The organism is Pseudoalteromonas translucida KMM 520, from assembly GCF_001465295.1.
Taxonomy (GTDB): domain Bacteria; phylum Pseudomonadota; class Gammaproteobacteria; order Enterobacterales; family Alteromonadaceae; genus Pseudoalteromonas; species Pseudoalteromonas translucida.
On record NZ_CP011034.1, the window covers coordinates 3,263,650 to 3,281,364 of the forward strand.

Annotated in this window: 14 protein-coding genes and 4 tRNA genes; 6 read left to right on the top strand and 12 right to left on the bottom strand. The window is 40.1% G+C overall.

Annotation, left to right across the window (positions count from 1 at the left end; translation table 11 throughout):
• Positions 1–51: 51 nt before the first annotated feature.
• The 7 genes from PTRA_RS15105 to murB all read right to left on the bottom strand — a co-directional run bounded on the left by PTRA_RS15105 (position 52) and on the right by murB (position 3,289).
• Positions 52–127 (bottom strand) — tRNA-Thr (locus PTRA_RS15105).
• Between the two features lie 12 nt (positions 128–139).
• A tRNA-Gly gene (locus tag PTRA_RS15110) sits at positions 140–214 on the bottom strand.
• A 52-nt stretch (positions 215–266) separates the two neighbouring features.
• Positions 267–352, bottom strand: a tRNA-Tyr gene (locus PTRA_RS15115).
• Between the two features lie 40 nt (positions 353–392).
• A tRNA-Thr gene (locus PTRA_RS15120) sits at positions 393–468 on the bottom strand.
• Positions 469–585: 117 nt separating this feature from the next.
• Positions 586–1,293: a pantothenate kinase gene (locus tag PTRA_RS15125; RefSeq protein ID WP_058374389.1), complete on the bottom strand. Its 708-nt coding sequence runs from the start codon at positions 1,291–1,293 to the stop codon at positions 586–588.
• Positions 1,290–2,282: a bifunctional biotin--[acetyl-CoA-carboxylase] ligase/biotin operon repressor BirA gene (gene birA, locus PTRA_RS15130; RefSeq protein ID WP_058374390.1), complete on the bottom strand. Its 993-nt coding sequence runs from the start codon at positions 2,280–2,282 to the stop codon at positions 1,290–1,292. Before birA ends, PTRA_RS15125 begins: the two co-directional genes overlap by 4 nt.
• On the bottom strand, positions 2,279–3,289 hold the full coding sequence (gene murB / locus PTRA_RS15135; protein WP_058374391.1) for a UDP-N-acetylmuramate dehydrogenase: 1,011 nt from the start codon (positions 3,287–3,289) through the stop codon (positions 2,279–2,281). The genes birA and murB overlap by 4 nt, the downstream gene beginning before the upstream one ends.
• A 143-nt stretch (positions 3,290–3,432) precedes the next feature.
• On the opposite strand from murB, the gene PTRA_RS15140 reads away from it, so the two are divergent.
• Positions 3,433–5,274, top strand: coding sequence for a M1 family metallopeptidase (locus tag PTRA_RS15140; protein WP_058374392.1), 1,842 nt, complete (start codon positions 3,433–3,435; stop codon positions 5,272–5,274).
• Positions 5,275–5,360: 86 nt separating this feature from the next.
• On the opposite strand, the gene PTRA_RS15145 is transcribed toward PTRA_RS15140, so the two are convergent.
• The gene (locus tag PTRA_RS15145; protein ID WP_058374393.1) at positions 5,361–5,963 is read right to left on the bottom strand and encodes a DUF2057 family protein; all 603 of its coding nucleotides are present in this window, start codon (positions 5,961–5,963) and stop codon (positions 5,361–5,363) included.
• Positions 5,964–6,056: 93 nt separating this feature from the next.
• Between PTRA_RS15145 and PTRA_RS15150 the strand changes: the two genes are divergently transcribed.
• The 3 genes from PTRA_RS15150 (at position 6,057) to PTRA_RS15160 (ending at position 9,666) form a co-directional block, all read left to right on the top strand.
• The gene (locus PTRA_RS15150) at positions 6,057–6,428 is read left to right on the top strand and encodes a histidine triad nucleotide-binding protein (protein ID WP_011329544.1); all 372 of its coding nucleotides are present in this window, start codon (positions 6,057–6,059) and stop codon (positions 6,426–6,428) included.
• A 213-nt stretch (positions 6,429–6,641) separates the two neighbouring features.
• Complete coding sequence (locus tag PTRA_RS15155) at positions 6,642–7,298, top strand: helix-turn-helix transcriptional regulator (protein WP_058374394.1); 657 nt, start codon at positions 6,642–6,644, stop codon at positions 7,296–7,298.
• Between the two features lie 211 nt (positions 7,299–7,509).
• Positions 7,510–9,666: an ATP-binding protein gene (locus PTRA_RS15160; protein ID WP_058374395.1), complete on the top strand. Its 2,157-nt coding sequence runs from the start codon at positions 7,510–7,512 to the stop codon at positions 9,664–9,666.
• A gap of 7 nt (positions 9,667–9,673) precedes the next feature.
• On the opposite strand, the gene PTRA_RS15165 is transcribed toward PTRA_RS15160, so the two are convergent.
• Both PTRA_RS15165 and PTRA_RS15170 read right to left on the bottom strand, forming a co-directional pair.
• The gene (locus PTRA_RS15165; protein WP_058374396.1) at positions 9,674–11,101 is read right to left on the bottom strand and encodes a mannose-1-phosphate guanylyltransferase/mannose-6-phosphate isomerase; all 1,428 of its coding nucleotides are present in this window, start codon (positions 11,099–11,101) and stop codon (positions 9,674–9,676) included.
• A gap of 69 nt (positions 11,102–11,170) precedes the next feature.
• The gene (locus tag PTRA_RS15170; protein ID WP_058374397.1) at positions 11,171–11,944 is read right to left on the bottom strand and encodes an amidohydrolase; all 774 of its coding nucleotides are present in this window, start codon (positions 11,942–11,944) and stop codon (positions 11,171–11,173) included.
• Between the two features lie 216 nt (positions 11,945–12,160).
• On the opposite strand from PTRA_RS15170, the gene PTRA_RS15175 reads away from it, so the two are divergent.
• Positions 12,161–12,793, top strand: a complete 633-nt coding sequence (locus tag PTRA_RS15175) for a methylthioribulose 1-phosphate dehydratase (RefSeq protein ID WP_058374398.1) — start codon at positions 12,161–12,163, stop codon at positions 12,791–12,793.
• A 132-nt stretch (positions 12,794–12,925) separates the two neighbouring features.
• On the opposite strand, the gene PTRA_RS15180 is transcribed toward PTRA_RS15175, so the two are convergent.
• Together PTRA_RS15180 and PTRA_RS15185 are read right to left on the bottom strand one after the other, a co-directional pair.
• Positions 12,926–14,407 carry an FMN-binding glutamate synthase family protein gene (locus PTRA_RS15180; RefSeq protein WP_011329550.1) on the bottom strand — a complete coding sequence of 494 codons (1,482 nt, stop codon included), beginning with the start codon at positions 14,405–14,407 and terminating at the stop codon, positions 12,926–12,928.
• 142 nt (positions 14,408–14,549) lie between these two features.
• Positions 14,550–16,331, bottom strand: coding sequence for a DUF885 domain-containing protein (locus PTRA_RS15185; protein ID WP_058374399.1), 1,782 nt, complete (start codon positions 16,329–16,331; stop codon positions 14,550–14,552).
• Between the two features lie 354 nt (positions 16,332–16,685).
• Between PTRA_RS15185 and PTRA_RS15190 the strand changes: the two genes are divergently transcribed.
• Positions 16,686–17,669 (top strand): GGDEF domain-containing protein, encoded by a 984-nt coding sequence (locus tag PTRA_RS15190; protein WP_058374400.1) that lies wholly within the window; start codon positions 16,686–16,688, stop codon positions 17,667–17,669.
• Positions 17,670–17,715: the final 46 nt, after the last annotated feature.

A 17,715-nucleotide genomic window follows, 5' to 3' on the forward strand; every position in this document is an offset into this window, starting at 1 on the left:
AAATAGTTTTTTCTGACAGATAAAGGAAGCGCTTAAGGAGGTTCTTAAAACTGGTGCTGATAGGCAGAGTCGAACTGCCGACCTCACCCTTACCAAGGGTGCGCTCTACCAACTGAGCTATATCAGCATCACCATAAACTGGAGCGGGCAGCGGGAATCGAACCCGCATCATCAGCTTGGAAGGCTGAGGTAATAGCCATTATACGATGCCCGCGTTAGGAACCTGTTCTTAAAATACCTCTAACCGTCAAGAATAAAGTGGAAAGTGGTGGAGGGAGCTGGATTTCGAACCAGCGAAGGCTGAGCCGTCAGATTTACAGTCTGATCCCTTTGGCCGCTCGGGAACCCCTCCACGATAATTCTTTACTAATGCACTTTCGGTAAAAGGAAAGTGGTGCCGACTAACCGAGTCGAACGGTTGACCTACTGATTACAAGTCAGTTGCTCTACCAGCTGAGCTAAGTCGGCACTGCTTTAGTACGGGGCGAGATATTAGAGTAAGCTTTATTGGGATGCAACTATAAAATCAAAATAAATGAGAATTTATTGTCTAAATGCTCACAATTCAGGCAAAAACCGGATTTTTTATAATTTATTGCTGTTTTCATCTAATTCATACCAATAATTTAAGCCTTTAATAACCAACATAGGATCAAAAATACTCGCTTTGAATTGCTGTTGTAATAACGCACCATAACCACCGGCAAAAATAATTTGCGTATTTTTATCATTTAAATAAGGTTTAGCTTGGTTAATTGCCCCTATGGTTGCAACCAAGGCACCATTTTTTAAACCATTTGGGGTGTTTTTTCCCAGCTGATTAGTAAATGGCGTATTTTCATCGTCAAAAACGCGCTGGGTATTTTGCGTTAACGAGCGGGTCATTAAATCTAGGCCAGGTAAAATCCAGCCACCTAAGTGCTGCCCGTCACAATTGAGTACATCAATTGTGGTAGCAGTACCGGCATCAACAACTATGCAGGCCTTATTTGGATACAAGGTAAAGCTTGCAATAAGTGCCAGCCATCTATCTATACCTAAATTATTAAAGTGCTCGTAAGCACAGGTGAGCCCGCCTAGCGTTTTAGTTACTTTAGCTTCAAAGCAGCTAATACTATTAAAGGCGGCTTGCGCTAAAATGGTGTTAAGTAGCTCACTACGCCCTACGCAAGCATAAATAACGTGTGTAATTGCATGCCAAGGTAAGTTATTTAAATCACATGCTTGAACTTGCTCGCTTTGCCACAGTTTAGCTTTAAGTGAGGTATTACCTACATCTATGAGTAATTTCATAGTTGCGCCTTTCTGAGCGAAATTTCGCCGCCGTAATAGCTTTTTACTTCACCATCTTGGCGAATACGGATTCCGCCTTGTGGGTCTATTCCCTCACATATTCCGCGCCAACTACGATGCCCGGTATTTAGCTCTACACATTCACCAGCAAATGCATTTAAAGCATTCCATTGCTGATGCATGCTCTGTAAACCGCTTTCACTATATTGCTCTAAACGCTGCTCTAAATGATAAGTAAGCGAGGCAACCAACTGATTTTTATTAAGCTGCTGCGTATGTTGACTTAAATCGGTCCATGCTTGATCAATATGCTGACTAAAACTCTCTGGCATTTGTAAGTTAATACCTATGCCTATAACTAACTGACAAGGACCCTGCGGTTGCGCGTCAAGCTCAACTAATACGCCCGCGAGCTTTTGTTTATTGAGGTAAATGTCGTTAGGCCACTTTAGCTCTACTTCTATGTTGTAAAGCGCTTTAATAGCATCATATACAGCTAAGCCAACCACTATAGATACGCCCATAGCCGCCTGTATGCCATCATCTAAGCGCCAAAAATAACTATAATATAAGTTGGCTCCAAATGGCGACTGCCAAACCCGGCCCCGTCGCCCACGCCCCAATTGCTGCATTTCGGCCACAATAACCGTGCCCGATTCAAGCTCAGTTTTTGCTTGTATGCGGCGCATTAGCTCACTATTAGTGGAGTCTATTATGGGGTGTACTTCTACTTTGGCGGTAGTTGCACCTAACGCTTGATAGTGCTGTTGTATTTGCGCTTGGTTTAACAGCCCTACTTGGCTATTTAAGCTATAACCTTTACCGGTTACCTTAAAAATATCTAAGCCCATTTCTTGTAAGCTTTTAATATGCTTACTAATAGCAGCGCGGCTAATACCCAGTTGCTCGCCTAATACCTGCCCAGAAATAAAACCACCTTGATTAAGGGCATTTAAAATGGCGAGTTTATTTCCATCGGGTGCTTTCATGGCGTTGGCTCCGCTGTAATATGGCATTCACTATTGTTATTAATTAAGCGTACTTCGTGCTCTAGCATAATGTTGTAACGAGAAAATACGCTGTGTTGAATATGTTTAATCATCGCAATTAAATCGCTTCCTTGGCTTTGGCCGTAATTTACTAGCACTAGGGCTTGCTGTTTATGTACCTCAATACCTGCAATGCGGTGGCCTTTTAAACCCGCTTGCTCTATTAGCCAACCCGCAGCCACTTTATGGTGCTTTGCACCGTGTTTATAATGCGGTAAATCTGCAAAGGTAGTTAATAAGGTAGCTAAACATTGATTAGTAATAATGGGATTCTTAAAAAAACTACCTGCATTAGGTAAGGTATAAGGATTGGGTAATTTGCTGTTACGTGTTGCTATTACTTGCTCAAATACCGCTTGTGGCGTAACGGCTGCAAGTTGTTGCAGCGGCCCGTAACTTAATACCGGTTGCCACTTTTTAGGCAAGGCTAAATGCACAGCAGTGATCACCGCTTTATTTTTTAACGCGTGCTTAAAAATAGAATCGCGATAGCCAAACTCACATTGCGCATTACTTAAAGTATTAAAGATTTTGTTCGCTATATCAAAATACTCAACCGACTCTACAAATTTAGCCAGCTCAACCCCGTAGGCACCAATATTTTGCACCGGCGCAGCACCCACAGTACCGGGAATAAGCGCTAGGTTTTCAAGCCCTGGAATGTTTTTAGCCAATAGCTCACTGACTAGTTGATGCCAGTTTTCGCCAGCCGCCACGCTAATTAAGTAATCGTTCGCACGCTCTTTTATTTGTACACCTTGAGTTGCCATTTTAATAACAGTACCGGTGTAGTCATTTAAAAACACCGTATTGCTGCCCTCGCCTAGTAGGCAAAATGGGGGCTTAAAGCTTTGCGTTTTAAGCTGCTCTAAGTTATTAATTTCAACAAATTGTTGGCATTGGCTGGTTAATGCAAATGTATGTAACGTTTGTAATGAGTGCGCCACAAAGCTCTCTAAATATACCGGTAACTAATCGCGTTAGTTTAACGCATTGTCGCAAATAGCGCATCTGAATGTAAAAATTGCTCAACCCGCCTCGCCAATCATGATATAAAACCAACACTTATTTATTTGTGTTCAGGGTAATTATGAAAATCACACCTCTTTTTTTAAGCTTAGCTATGGCTGGTATGTGCTCACAAGCAATGGCCAATGCTATTGATCAAAACTCGTATGCTAACCTCAATGACGTTATTACTACGCATTTAAACCTTGATTTAGATGTCGACTTTGCCGACAAGCAATTAGAAGGTTTTGTTGAGCACACCCTAGAATGGCAAAATAACAACAGCAAAACTCTAGTGCTCGATACTCGCGATTTAGATATTGATAAAGTAATGTATCAAGCGCAAAACGGCACATGGCATAAAGCTAAATTTAGTTTAGCAACACGCGATGATGTTAAAGGCTCAAAATTAACCATTACTTTTAAAAGCCAAGCGCCAAAAGTACGTATTTACTATAATAGCCGCCCTGAAGCGTCTGGCCTACAATGGTTAACACCAGAGCAAACAGCCAGCAAAACACACCCGTTTATGTACAGCCAGTCGCAAGCAATTCATGCACGTAGCTGGATCCCAGTACAAGACACGCCAGCAATGCGAGTAACGTACTCGGCGCGCATTCATACTCCTAAAGATATACGTGCGGTAATGAGTGCCGACAATAAAGACGCGCTTTATAAAGATGGCGACTACATTTTTGATATGCCACAAGCTATTTCGCCTTACTTAATTGCTATTGGCGCAGGTAATTTAGAATTTAAAGCAATGTCGCATCAAACCGGTATTTTTGCTGAGCCAACTATTTTAGATGCTTCAGTTGCCGAATTTAACGACACCCAAGCGATGATCGATAAAACTAACGCACTTTACGGCGATTATGCATGGGGTCGTTACGATTTGCTTATGCTACCGCCAAGTTTTCCGTTTGGTGGCATGGAAAACCCACGCCTTTCGTTTATTACCCCAACCGTGGTTGCAGGCGACAAAAGCTTAGTAAATCTAATTGCCCATGAGCTTGCTCATTCTTGGTCTGGTAACTTAGTTACCAATGCAACCTGGGAAGATTTATGGTTAAACGAAGGTTTTACCTCGTACGTTGAAAACCGCATTATGGAAGAAGTATTTGGTCGCGACCGCGCAGTAATGGAACAAGCCCTTGATGCAGCTGGTATTCGCGCTCAAATTAAAACGCTTGATGCACCAGACACGCGCCTTAACCTAAAGCTTAATGGCCGCGATCCTGATGATGCGTTTAGTTCTGTACCTTATACTAAAGGACAATTATTCTTAATTTACCTAGAAGAAAAATATGGCCGCGATAAGTTTGACGCCTTTGTAAAAACTTACTTTAACGAATTTGCCTTTAAATCTTTAACCACTGCACAATTTGTTACTTACCTAAAAGCTAACTTAATTGATAAGTACCCAGGTATTGTGAGCATGGATAAAGTAAATGAATGGATTTTTGCGCCAGGTTTACCAAGCGATACACCTAACCCAACATCAGATGCTTTTGATAAAGTAGACACAGCAACAGCTACTTGGCTAAATGGCGATATCACAGCAGCGCAATTACCTACAGCTAATTGGTCGGTGCATGAATGGTTACACTTTTTAAATAACTTACCGCGCGATTTAAGCCAAGCACATATGAGCGAGCTTGATACTGCGTATAACTTAACGCAATCAACTAACGCTGAGCGTGCATTTGCTTGGTTTATGCTAGCGGTAGGTAATGGCTACCAGCCAATTTACCCAGCGCTTGATAAGCACTTAACCAGTATTGGTCGTCGCAAGCTAATTGTCCCGCTTTATAAGTCACTTATTGATAACGGCAAAAAAGACTGGGCACAAAGCGTGTACTTAAAAGCACGCCCGGGTTATCACCCACTAGCACATGGCACTATAGACGCATTATTTGAATAAATTATTCAAATAATAACGAGCTTAATAAGCGAGTGTTTAAAATACAAAAAGGGCCAACATTCGGCCCTTTTTAATTGCATAAAAAACTACTTGGTTACTTTTTCTAAAAAGGCTTGTTGCTGAGCTGGAGTTGCTTGTTGCCACCAAAAGTCGAGCATTGCTGCTGCGCTAGGCATGCCTTTACCATTAATAGGTGCAACTGGTTTAATTGCTTCGCTGGCGCTGGTTGCCATCGCAGTTGCATTACTAACTTGCTGTACTGGTACAGCATTTGTGAGTTGAGCATTAGAAATTACACTTAATGGCGCAGCCAGTGCACTTCCCTTTGCTTTTAAGCTTACTTGTGGCGACTGCGCAAATACTTTAGCCGCAACCGCATTTTTGGCACGATTAAACTCTAAAATATAATCTTTACCCGCCTCAATAGTTACATTTACCCAAAATGGTTCAGACTCTACCACTTCATGATCGTCGTAACCTAGGTCATACAAGTCAGTGTATTTAAGCTTTAATTTATAACTACCCGGTGCTAGCTCTATGTCGTCAACGCGGCTAAATATCGAACTTTCAATAATACGTTCACCAACTTGCAGAGGGACAAACTCTTCTGGAAAGTGAATGTTTTCTGCCATGCTCGACACACTAAACAATAGCGCTGCGGCACTACCTAATAATATTGATTTACGCATATTTTCTCCTTTATTTGATTTCAGTTTGACACTGCTTGTAAAGTTTGTCATTAGTGGAGCTTACTTTAATCATACTTATTGAGGGGCCGTATAATGAGCCAAGAGACTATTTTTACTAAAATAATTAATCGTGAGATCCCAGCTGATATTATTTATGAAGATGAGCATACTCTCGCCTTTAAAGATATAAACCCTCAGGCGCCATTTCACGCGCTTATTATCCCCAAAAAGGCAATTGCTACTATTAACGATGTAACCCCTGAAAACTCGCATTTAGTGGGTAATTTATATGTAGTAGCGGCAAAATTAGCCAAGCAACTAAACTTTGCTGACGATGGCTACCGAGTAGTTATGAATTGCAATGAGCATGGCGGCCAAACCGTATATCATATTCATTTACATATGCTTGCAGGTAAAGAGATGGGCTGGCCTCCTTATCAAAACACCAAAAAAGTGGCGCTATAAACTGCTATTTATTTTATACAATTAGTTATAAGCTTTTTAGGGTGTTTTATTTTGTAATCGCAACCAATAAATAATTACTTATTTGCAACATTTTATGTTTAAATAATCATAATATCGTACTTGCTTTTTGCGTTACAACGCGACTTTCTAATACAAAAGGTGTGGAGGTCGTGGTAAACTTAATCATAAGCTTTATAAAAGAGTAAAAATAATATGAGCAGTTCAGCCTTTTTGTTATTAGATGAAGAGCCCATTAACACTATTGGTATTAACGTTTTAGAACCTTTGTTAAAAACGCAAGGTATTAGCGTAACCACAGGCACCAATATTTTAGATGTGCCTGTGGGAACACGACTTTTGTTTATCGAAACATCGAGCAAAGATGCGTGGGGAAAATTAAAAGAGCAACTGGTTAATTTACGAGTTAAATGCGATATCGTATTATTTAATTTGGATGAAAACCCAGAGCTTGCTAATCGCGCCTTACTTAGCGGAATTCGTGGTGTATTTTACACCACAGATAACGCCGATGTATTGATGAAAGGTATTCGCTTACTACTTGAAGATCAACTTTGGTATCGCAGAGATATAATGTGTAATGCATTAAATCGTATGTTGCAGTTTAATAAAGATGCACTGCATAAGCTTACCGAAGGCGATATTGAGCCAGTTAAACTTACCAAGCGCGAAAAAGCCATTATTGCATTAATGAGTAATGGCTCAAAAAATAAAGAAATTGCTGAAGAGCTAAGCATTAGCCCACACACAGTTAAAACTCATTTATACAGCGCATTTAGAAAAACAAAATGTCGTAACCGTATTGAGCTACTATCGTGGGCACAGCAGCATATTCCAGACGAAATACGTTAATTTAAACTTTAGTTTAAACACAAAACAGGCACATACGTGTCTGTTTTTGTATCTGGGCAAGCTTAAATTTTAAATAATAAGTCGCTCCCCAGCGAATAAAATATACGTTTAATCTCAATATAGCTCAATGTGTTAAACAATATATTGAGCTATTTCCGGTTAAGTAATTATTGTTATATTTTTAACCTAATAACACGCTATTGGTGCCTTAATGCTCGACTCTTTTACCCTTTATTTTGCCAGTATCGCCGTTATGGTTGTAATGACCCTGCTAAACTTTTTAACCTGGCGCACCAATAAACACACTCCAGGCACTTTGCTTTATATTTTTTATCCTGTTTTGTTACTCGGCGTTATTATTGGTTTTACTCTGATCGGGCGAGTCCCTGAGCTTGTCGCTATTAGCATTGCCAATATATTGATGTTTGCGGCCTCAATTGTGCATTGCCTTGCTATTAGCCAGTTTTTAGATTATCGCGGTATTGGCTTTAAACTTGTGTGTGCATTTACTGCTTTTAGCAGCGTAATGCTGGGTTATTACAGCTTTTTGTCGCCATCTATTCAAGATAGGCTGTTTATATCTGATATACAGCATATAGCTGAAGCTGCATTTTTACTGTTTATATTTATAAAATATGCACGCAAGCCCTACCCCAACGGCAGCATTGTTTATATTATAATTTTAACCTTAGTTGCCGTAAGCTTTATTGCCCGCTCGATATTTATGCAAAAAATTGAGCAGCATGACACCCTATTAAGCCCTTGGTTTAGCTCGTTGCTTTTTTTAAACGGGGTTATAGCACCTATGTTTTATGCCGCAGGCATGGCACTGTTGTGTAATGAGCGCAGAGAGCAGCACCTTAACAAACTCACTAAAAAAGCCCGTAAAGATCTAGAAATACGTGGGTTGTTTTTATCAACCATCAGCCACGAAATTCGCACCCCTTTAAACGGCATTTTAGGCAGTGCTCAGTTAGTTATGAACCAAACAAGTGATGCTCGCAATAAAGCCTATTGCGAGGCAATTATTAACTCTGCCGAATCCCTTAATTTACTGGTTGATAAAGTACTCGACTATGCCAGCCTTGATCAAAGCGACGAAGCTCTTTACGAAGAAGATATTGAGTTTAAAACTTGGATACAAAATTTATGCTTATTACTAAGCCCTCTGGCAGAGCAAAAGCAACTTAAGTTTGAGCTACTTTGCAATATACCCGATCAAGCCTGTTACTACTGCGATCAACAAAAACTTAGACAAATTATTATTAACCTTGTGGGTAACGCAATTAAGTTTACCGACCAAGGTAGCGTTAAAATTCAAATTGATCTAATCACTGAAAAACAGCTTGAGCACACCATTAAAATAAGCGTAAAAGACTCAGGCCCCGGTATCGAAAATGACGAAATAGCCTACCTAACCGAACCCTATGTGCAAAGTAGCGCCGGAAAAGAAAAAGGCGGTACTGGCCTTGGTTTAGCAATAACTAGCCGCTTACTCGAAAAACTGCATAGCAAGTTAGAAATAGCCAGTAGCCTAGGAAGCGGCAGCGTGTTTAGCTTTAATATTACGTGTGCGCTGGGCGAGCTCAGCCTAGTAGCACAGCGTCATCAAAGTAAAGATTATTTAACCGGTTTAAAGGTGTTATTAGTAGAAGATTTAGATTTAAATCAAAAAATAGCTGTAGAATTTATGGCCGACGACGAACATAAAATTAAATTAGCAAAAGACGGTAAAACTGCAATTGAATTAATGCAGACGCACCATTTTGATGTCGTACTGCTCGATATGAATCTACCTGATTTGACCGGCCAACAAGTACTAAAAACACTGGCTAAAATTGAGCATAAAAACCAGCGTACTCCTGTACTAGCCTTTACTGCAAGCTTAAGCCCTAGTGAGGTAAAAGAGTACTTAGAGCTGGGTATAAAAGACATTGTAGGTAAACCTATAAAACACCAAAAGCTGCGCCAAGCATTAAGCGATTCACAGTCAACTAAAACGGCTTCCGTAGCCGTAGATTTGGTTGATACTTTATATGATGCAAGCGCTAGCGAAACGCTTACCAGCTCTTTTAGTATTGATGAAGTGTCGTCTATTTATAACGAGTTTGTGCTCTCTACCCGTAGTAAACTAAATCGCTGCCAAGCGCTTGTAGAGCAACAACCCGAGCAATGCATTAAATTATTACATCGCCAAGCCAATACCGCACTACAGCTAGGCTTTAACCGTTATGGTTTAGCGCTGAAAAAAATAGAGCGTCGTATGCTTGATAAAAAACCACTAAAAAATGCCATCAATGAAGCACTCGACCTTTGGCAGCAAAGTTTAGAAGAGTATTTAAGGTGTGTACGTAAAGGGTTACAGTAAAGCGTTGTTAGTTTCTGCCATATTTATCATCAAACCGTTCAATGTCACTTTCATCTAAAACAGTGCCTGTTTGTACCTCAATTACTATTAACGGCACATTTTTATTATTAGCCAAACTATGAATTTGCTTAGCGGCAATATAACAGGACTGATCTGCACTGAGTGTTAGTGCTTGCTTATCAATGCATACATCGGCAACCCCAGATACGACTACCCAATGCTCGGCACGATACTGATGGCGTTGCGTAGAGAGCTTAGCGCCGCTGTTTACGGTTATTTTTTTAACCTTAAACCCACTACTTTCTACCAAGGTACGATAATTTCCCCACGGCCGATAAACAACTTGATGGTGGGTTAACTTGTCAGTTTGCGTAAGCGCTACTTTTTTGAGTAATAACGGCAGTGCATCAAGCTCATTTTGATTAGCAATAAGTGTGGCATCGTGGGTATGAATAACAGCTAAATTACTTACCCCTAAGGTGGCAATAGTATGATCGGTTTCGCTTATTATTAAATTATTTTTACTGTTTTGCGCTACATAATTAGTATTTACGTTATTGCCTTGCGGATCTTTTTTTAGCAACTTAGCAAGTGATGAAAAACCGCCTACATCACTCCAGTTTAAGGCAACAGGCATGACAACTACGTTGTCACTGCGCTCTAAAATAGCATAATCTATGGAGTCACTCGGGCAAGCTTCGAGCGCTTTTTCACTGGGCCGTGTAAAGCCTAAATCCTGACTAAAATTGGCGGCGTTAGCCACACAATTGGCAATTTTAGGTGCAAATCGAGCCAACTCTTGTAAATACGCTGCAGCAGTAAACAAAAACATACCGCTATTCCAACTATAACTTCCATCTAACAGGTAGCTTGTTGCGGTGGTTAAGCTGGGTTTTTCTTTAAATTCGGCCACCTCAAAGCAGTCACTATCGGTAATAGCGCCACCTTGTTTTATATATCCGTAGCCTGTGTGTGGCTCGGTAGGCGTAATCGAAAAGGTAACTAATTTACCTTGCTCAGCCAATATTGCCGCGCCGTGTAACTGCTCGGTGAGTAAGTTAAAATTATTTATATGATGATCCGCTGGCATTACTAACAGTGGCCCTGTTATGCCATTTTGTAGCGCATAATGTGCAGCTAAAGCAATTGCTGGGGCAGTATTTTTACCTGTGGGCTCTAAAAGTAATGCGCGCGGGTTTGCACTAGCGGCTTGCTCAGCGGCAATAAATCGGTGCTGTTCGTTACACACTAAAATAGCTCGATTGAATACCTTACCGGTTACCCGTGTTAGGGTATTTTGCAATAACGACTGCCCAGTAGGTTCAGCATCGAGCAAGGGTAAAAACTGTTTTGGCATTGCTTGGCGCGACAACGGCCATAAACGAGAGCCAATGCCGCCCGCTAAAATAACTGGAGTGATTAAAGAATTGTTCATAGTGCTGCCGCCAATAAATATCAGCGGCTATTTTAACACTTAATTAGCCGCTGGCTAATTTAAGCTGCTTTATACTAAGTTAAAAGCATCCGCATCTAAATGCGCCGGAAATTTAGCCTTAAAGTCATTTAGTGGTGCTTTGTGCAACGTAATGGTTATTAACGCTTGGCTATTATCTGTAGCTTTTACTAAAGTATCACCTTTAAAGTCATATACCGCTGTGCCGCCATTATGCGCAACACCATTGGCATCATCACCAATGCGATTTACCCCAACCACATAGCATACATTTTCCATCGCTCGCGCCATTAATAATGTATCCCAAACATGGCGACGCACTGCGGGCCAATTAGCAATATTAATCATTACATCGTAATCGTTGTTATTGCGCTGAAATACCGGAAAACGCAGGTCGTAGCACACTTGTGGTAATAGCTTAAAGCCATTAATAGTAAACACTTTGCGCGCTTGTCCCGCTACTACAAAATCACCTTCGTTGCCTAAACAAAACAAATGACGCTTATCGTAAAAGTCCACCTCTCCATTGGGCTGCACCCAATAAAACCGATTGGCCTTTTTGCTGCCTTGAGTAACAAATACTGAGCCTGCAATTACTGCGTTATGTTTATGCGCTTGCGCCTTTAACCAGGTAAGTACTTTGCCGTTTTCAGGCTCAGCGCAATCTAAGTTTATTGCAAATCCTGTGGCGAAGGTTTCGGGCAGTAAAATTAAATCAGGCTGCTGAGTCACTGCATCTAACTGCTTATTAAACATAGCTAAATTAGTATCTTTATCGAGCCAGTGTAGTGAGCTTTGCAATAATGTAAGTGTTAACGTTGACATAGTTTTGTGCCGCCCTCTTTTAAGTTTTTAGTGTTTTTAGCTAAACCAACTTAATTGTTATTAGAGTTTGATAAAACATACCTTATGCTGGTAGCTTAGTTATTAACACTCTATATCCTTAATTGTGGTTTTGCACGCAAAGCGGTGCTACCATCACTTAAGATAGAAGTTTAGCCGTCTAAATACAATTAACTGATGCTCGTTTGTGAGGAATATATGCAAAACAACAATACCGCTATTTCGCAACTTATTGAAGCTGGGAAGTGGGTTAGCCAAAAAGAGTGGATACCCGCAACCGGTGGGAATTTTTCAGCAAGAACTGATTCGGGGTTTGTAATAACAGCAAGTGGCCAAGATAAAGGTAAGTTGACTAATGAGCACTTTTTACAGCTAGATCTACAAGGCAAGCCTTTGGCAGGAACAAAAAAACGCTCAGCCGAAACACAACTGCACTTGAGCTTGTATCAGCTAATTCCCGAAGCGCAATGTGTACTGCACACGCATTCTGTTGCGGCTACCGTGCTTTCGCAAATAACAAAAAGTCATAAACTCGATTTAACTGGCTACGAAATGCAAAAAGCTTTAACCGGTTTTACCTCGCATTTAGAAACCCTAAGCATTCCTATTTTTAATAACGACCAAGACATAGACCATTTAAGTTTATTGGTAAGCGATCATCATTTACACACACCTATTGAACACGGAGTGCTTATACGTGGCCATGGTTTGTATGCTGTTGGGCGAAATATTGACGAAGTTCGTCGTCATTTAGAAGTGCTGGAGTTTTTATTTAGCTGTGAATTAGAGCGTTTAAAAATTACCGGGATTCAAGCAAGTAATAATAAATAACTAACTAAAATTAAGGCCCATCATTATATTGCATAACAATGGGCCTTAATTAACGACCTAATAAATATTGAGTGCATAAAAAGCAGCTTAGTTTAGTGCGTTTAAGCACTCACATATTTAATGCTCAATGTATTATTTATAATTTTCGTAAATTTTATCTAATGGCTCTGAAAGACCGCTTTCTTGAACTATACGTACATGTTCGCGTTTTAACTCACGCGCACTAGATACGCCGCACGAGTGCGCGATTAAGCCCGCGCCATAGTGCACATACTTATTATAGTTTGCCACACGCTGCGCTTTGTCTGCCACATTTAAGCCACGTTGCAGGCGTTTGTCGTGCGTGGTGATCCCTGTAGGGCAAGTGTCTTTATTACATTGCATTGCTTGAATACACCCTAGTGCAAACATATGGCCGCGAGCAGATACAACAAAATCAGCCCCCAATGCTAATGCCCATGCAACTTTAGAGGGTACGATTAACTTACCTGAGGCAATAACCTTTACTCGCTCTCTGAGCCCATGTTTTTCTAACAGGTTAATGACTAATGGTAAGCTTTCTCGCAGTGGTAAGCCCACTGAATCTAATAATGACTGTGGTGCGGCGCCTGTGCCACCGTCCGCACTATCAATAGTAATAAAGTCGGGCGCTGACTCAATACCACGATGATTTATTTCAGCGAAAAGAGTTTCCAGCCAAGTGTACTCACCAATAACCGCTTTAAAGCCTGTAGGTTTACCGGTAGCGTTACGTACGGTTGCCAACATATCAAGAATATCTGACGGCTTTTTAATTTCAAGATGACCATTAGGGCTAATTGAATCTTGCCCTTCGGGAATGCCGCGTATTTTTGCAATTTCAGCGTTAACTTTTCGCCCTGGTAACATACCGCCTTTACCCGGTTTTGCGCCTTGGCTTAGCTTTATTTCAAACATTTTTACTTGTTCGTGAGCTGCTATTTCTTTTAATTTAGCAGTGCTTAAATTGCCATTATCGTCGCGCACGCCATATTTAGCAGTACCAATTTGAAATACAATATCTCCCCCGCCTTCTAAATGATACGGGCTTAAACCGCCTTCACCGGTATTATACCAACAGCCAGCAAGCTTAGCTCCTTTAGATAAAGCACGTACAGCAGGTTTTGACAAAGCACCAAAACTCATACCTGAAATATTAAATATTGAATTAGTGGTATAAGGTGTTTTACAGTAAGGCCCTAATGTCACATTACTAGGATCGAGCGCTTCTTCATCTAAAGTAGGGAATGCGCAGTTCATAAACATCACTGTACCGGTTACCTCAAGGCTTTGAGTCGAGCCAAACGCAGCAGTATGATCAACATCTTTTGCAGCGCGATATACCCAACTACGTTCAGCACGATTAAACGGCATTTCTTCTCTATCTAGTGCGAAAAAGTACTGGCGGAAAAATTCGCCTTGGCGCTCAAAAAAATATCGAAACCGACCAATTACCGGATAGTTGCGCCTAATTGCATGCTTTGTTTGGGTTATATCTCTAAAGTAAAAAATAATAACCGACAAAACAATAAACCCTAATACAACAATAAAAAGGCTCGCAAATACATTAATACTTAGAACTATAAAATTGTTCACTCAAAACCCCTCTGCAGTACTTTTTCGCCAATAAATGAAAATGGCTTCAATAGACAAATGCGCATATCACTTATTATAGATGATATGCGCATTTTATTAATTTATAACCCTAATATAAGCCATTACGATTGATGCGGATTAATTAAATATCCTGTTTAGCGAGTTCGTTTTTAATATACAAACGAATTTGCTGCTCAAGTACAGATAACGGTACTGAGCCATGGCGTAGCACTTGATGATGGAACTCTCGCACATCAAATTTTTGGCCAAGGGCCTGCTCCGCTTCTTTACGTAAGCGCTTAATAGTTAATTCTCCAATTTTATACGATAACGCCTGCGCAGGCCATGAAATATAACGATCTGTTTCAGTTTTAACGTTGTGCAACGACAAAGCAGTGTTATCGCCCATAAAATTCATCGCGCGTTCACGGCTCCAGCCATACATATGCATTCCCGTATCAACAACTAAACGTGCAGCGCGCCACATTTCATAGGTTAAACGTCCAAAACGGCTGTATGGATCTTGATAAAATCCAGCTTCTATTCCTAAGTACTCAGAATAAAGCCCCCACCCCTCACCAAATGCTGATAAATAAGCATCGCGGCGATAACTCGGCAAATTTTCTAGCTCAGCATTAAGTGATATTTGTAAATGATGCCCTGGTACAGCTTCATGCAATGTTAACGCCTCTAGCGCATAAAGAGGTCGCTTATCTAGCGCATAAGTATTTACCCAGTAATAACCGGCTTGGTCGTCACGGCTCGAACCAGAATAACGCCCAGTAGTATATTTAGGAGCAATATTGGCTGGAACAGCCACTACGCCATAAGGTTTGCGAGGCAAGGTATGAAATAAAGTAGGCAGTTGCGCATCCATTTTTTTAGCAATATAAGCTGCTTCTTTTAGTAACTGCTCTGGGGTAGTTGCGTAAAACTGCGGATCAGTACGTAAAAAGTGGATAAATTCGGCAAACGTGCCTTTAAAACCGACTTCTTTTATTACCTGCTCCATTTCGCTACGAATACGCGCCACTTCTTTTAGGCCCAACTCATGAATTTCTTTTGGGGTCATATCGGTAGTGGTGTAATGCTTGGCGCGATTAGCATAAAAAGCAGCCCCATTAGGCGTTGCCGAAATACCAATACTGTCTCGAGCACCTGCTTGATACTCTTCAGTAAAAAAGGTGAGGTAATCTTTATAAGCTGCTATTACTTGTTCTTTAATGATTGTTTTAGCTTGGAGTTGCAGCTCATAAAATTCGCTGCTAGTTAAGCCTGCAGTATTCGTTAAAAATGGCTGATAAAATTCAGACTGTGTTACATCATCAACTATATAAACACTAATTGAATCTTCATAACCTTTAAGTACAGCTTTAGGCTGCGTTAACCCTATTGCTAAACCTTGTTTCATCCAATAAATATTTTGCTCAAAAAAACGTGGTACCTGAGCTAATCGCGCTAAATAATTTTTATAATCTTGCAACGTTTTATATTGTGAGCTTTTAACCATAAACGACAAGCTTGAGTGAAACCCATATTCAGATGTAAGCGGCATGTAATGGGCATTAAATACATATTCATCCACGCTATTTTGTACTTGAGCACGCAAAATACTAAAGTTAATCCGATTTTCATCACTTAACTTATCCATGCTTACTGTATCTAAATCGGCAAGTAGTTGGGTATTTTTTTTATATTCTTGCGCTAAATACTCAGCAGTTAAATTAGGTAGTAAGTAGCCATCTACCCCCTGAGGATTATTACTATAAGGGCTGGCATCTTGTCTATTTTGCACAATATTTTCGGCAACTTGAGTAAATTGCTTATCGGCATTAAGTGAGGTTGTTTGGCATGCACTTAAGGTACATAAAAAAGTAATTCCCACTAGCGAGTGGCGTAATGGTCGAGATAAAAGTTGATTCATTATTATATAGCTTCACAATTAAATAGATTTTGTAAACCTATCGCAGGTTAAATAAATAGCAAGATAAATACGACCAAGCACACAAAAACTAATACGACTGATATAAGCCGGTTGGTATTTAATAATCAGCAATAAAACATAGCTTTTAATGAAACGAGAAGTAATTGACGATAAAAGCAGCCATTATGTTGCTAAAGTAAAAATTTAGATAACTAACTGTCGTTTTTACTTTTAAATAACCAATATAATGATTATGGTACAAGTGCTTGGATGCGAAACGCTTCACTGGATGAGTTTATAAATTAATACGCATATGTATTTAGTTGGTATTTGCAAATGATGTTCCATGACTCCATGGCTGTAGCACAAGATAAAATGACAAAAGTGTGTGTATTTTTAGAGCGCCATTTTTTGCCACCTACACCACTTAATTATCAGGTCGTTTATACTTATATTAGCCAAGTAAACAACGACCTTAATAGCGCCATTGAGCGCGCTATTGCAAGTAACACTCTTATTGACAGTTTATTTACCGAGCAACTCTACTTTGAGCATTTAAATCAAGGGCATGCCACTGAAGTGTCGATGATAGAGAATGTTAATGGGGTAATTAACTCGCTGTCTAAAAACGCACAACACACTGAAAAACAAATTATTAATTTTGCCGGCCATATTAGCGAGTGTATGCATTCGCTTGATGAAAATAATATTAAAAATAGCCGGATCGCACTTGCAAGGTTAGATCAGCAAACAGCAACACTGTTAACTCAACACAAACAGTTTAAACAACAATTAAGTAATGCTAAACAACTCCACGAAAAAACTAAAAAGCAGCTTAATACCCTGCGTAAACAACATATTATTGATAGTCAAACTGGCTTGTATAAACGCCATTATTTAACCAAACAAGTACAAATATGGGCAAATCAACATAAACCGGTTTGTGCTATTGCTATTCAGATAGACAATTTAGATCACTTTATTGATAACTTTGGCGATGTAATTGCAGAAGCAATTTTAAGCAAAGTGGCTAAACAAGTACAAAAATATGTGTTTCAAAGCGGCCTAGCGGGGCGTACCGCAAAAGATCAATTTACTGTATTACTTACCGACGTAGATTGTGAAACAACTAATTTAATTGCTGAAAAAGTACGCGCTGGCGTTGCAAAGCTGCGCTTTATTAGCTCAAAAAGCGCGCTAGAATTACCAGCAATTAAACTCTCTTTGGGGATTGCACAGCAACAACAAGCTAACTTTGAGCAATTAACTAAAAGTGCTTCTAATGCGGCATTTAAAGCACGCTCTTTAGGGCAAAATAGCTTTACTGCTGAGCATTAATTAGCTGATAAATCATATTCAAATTGCACCTTCAGGGCACAATCAA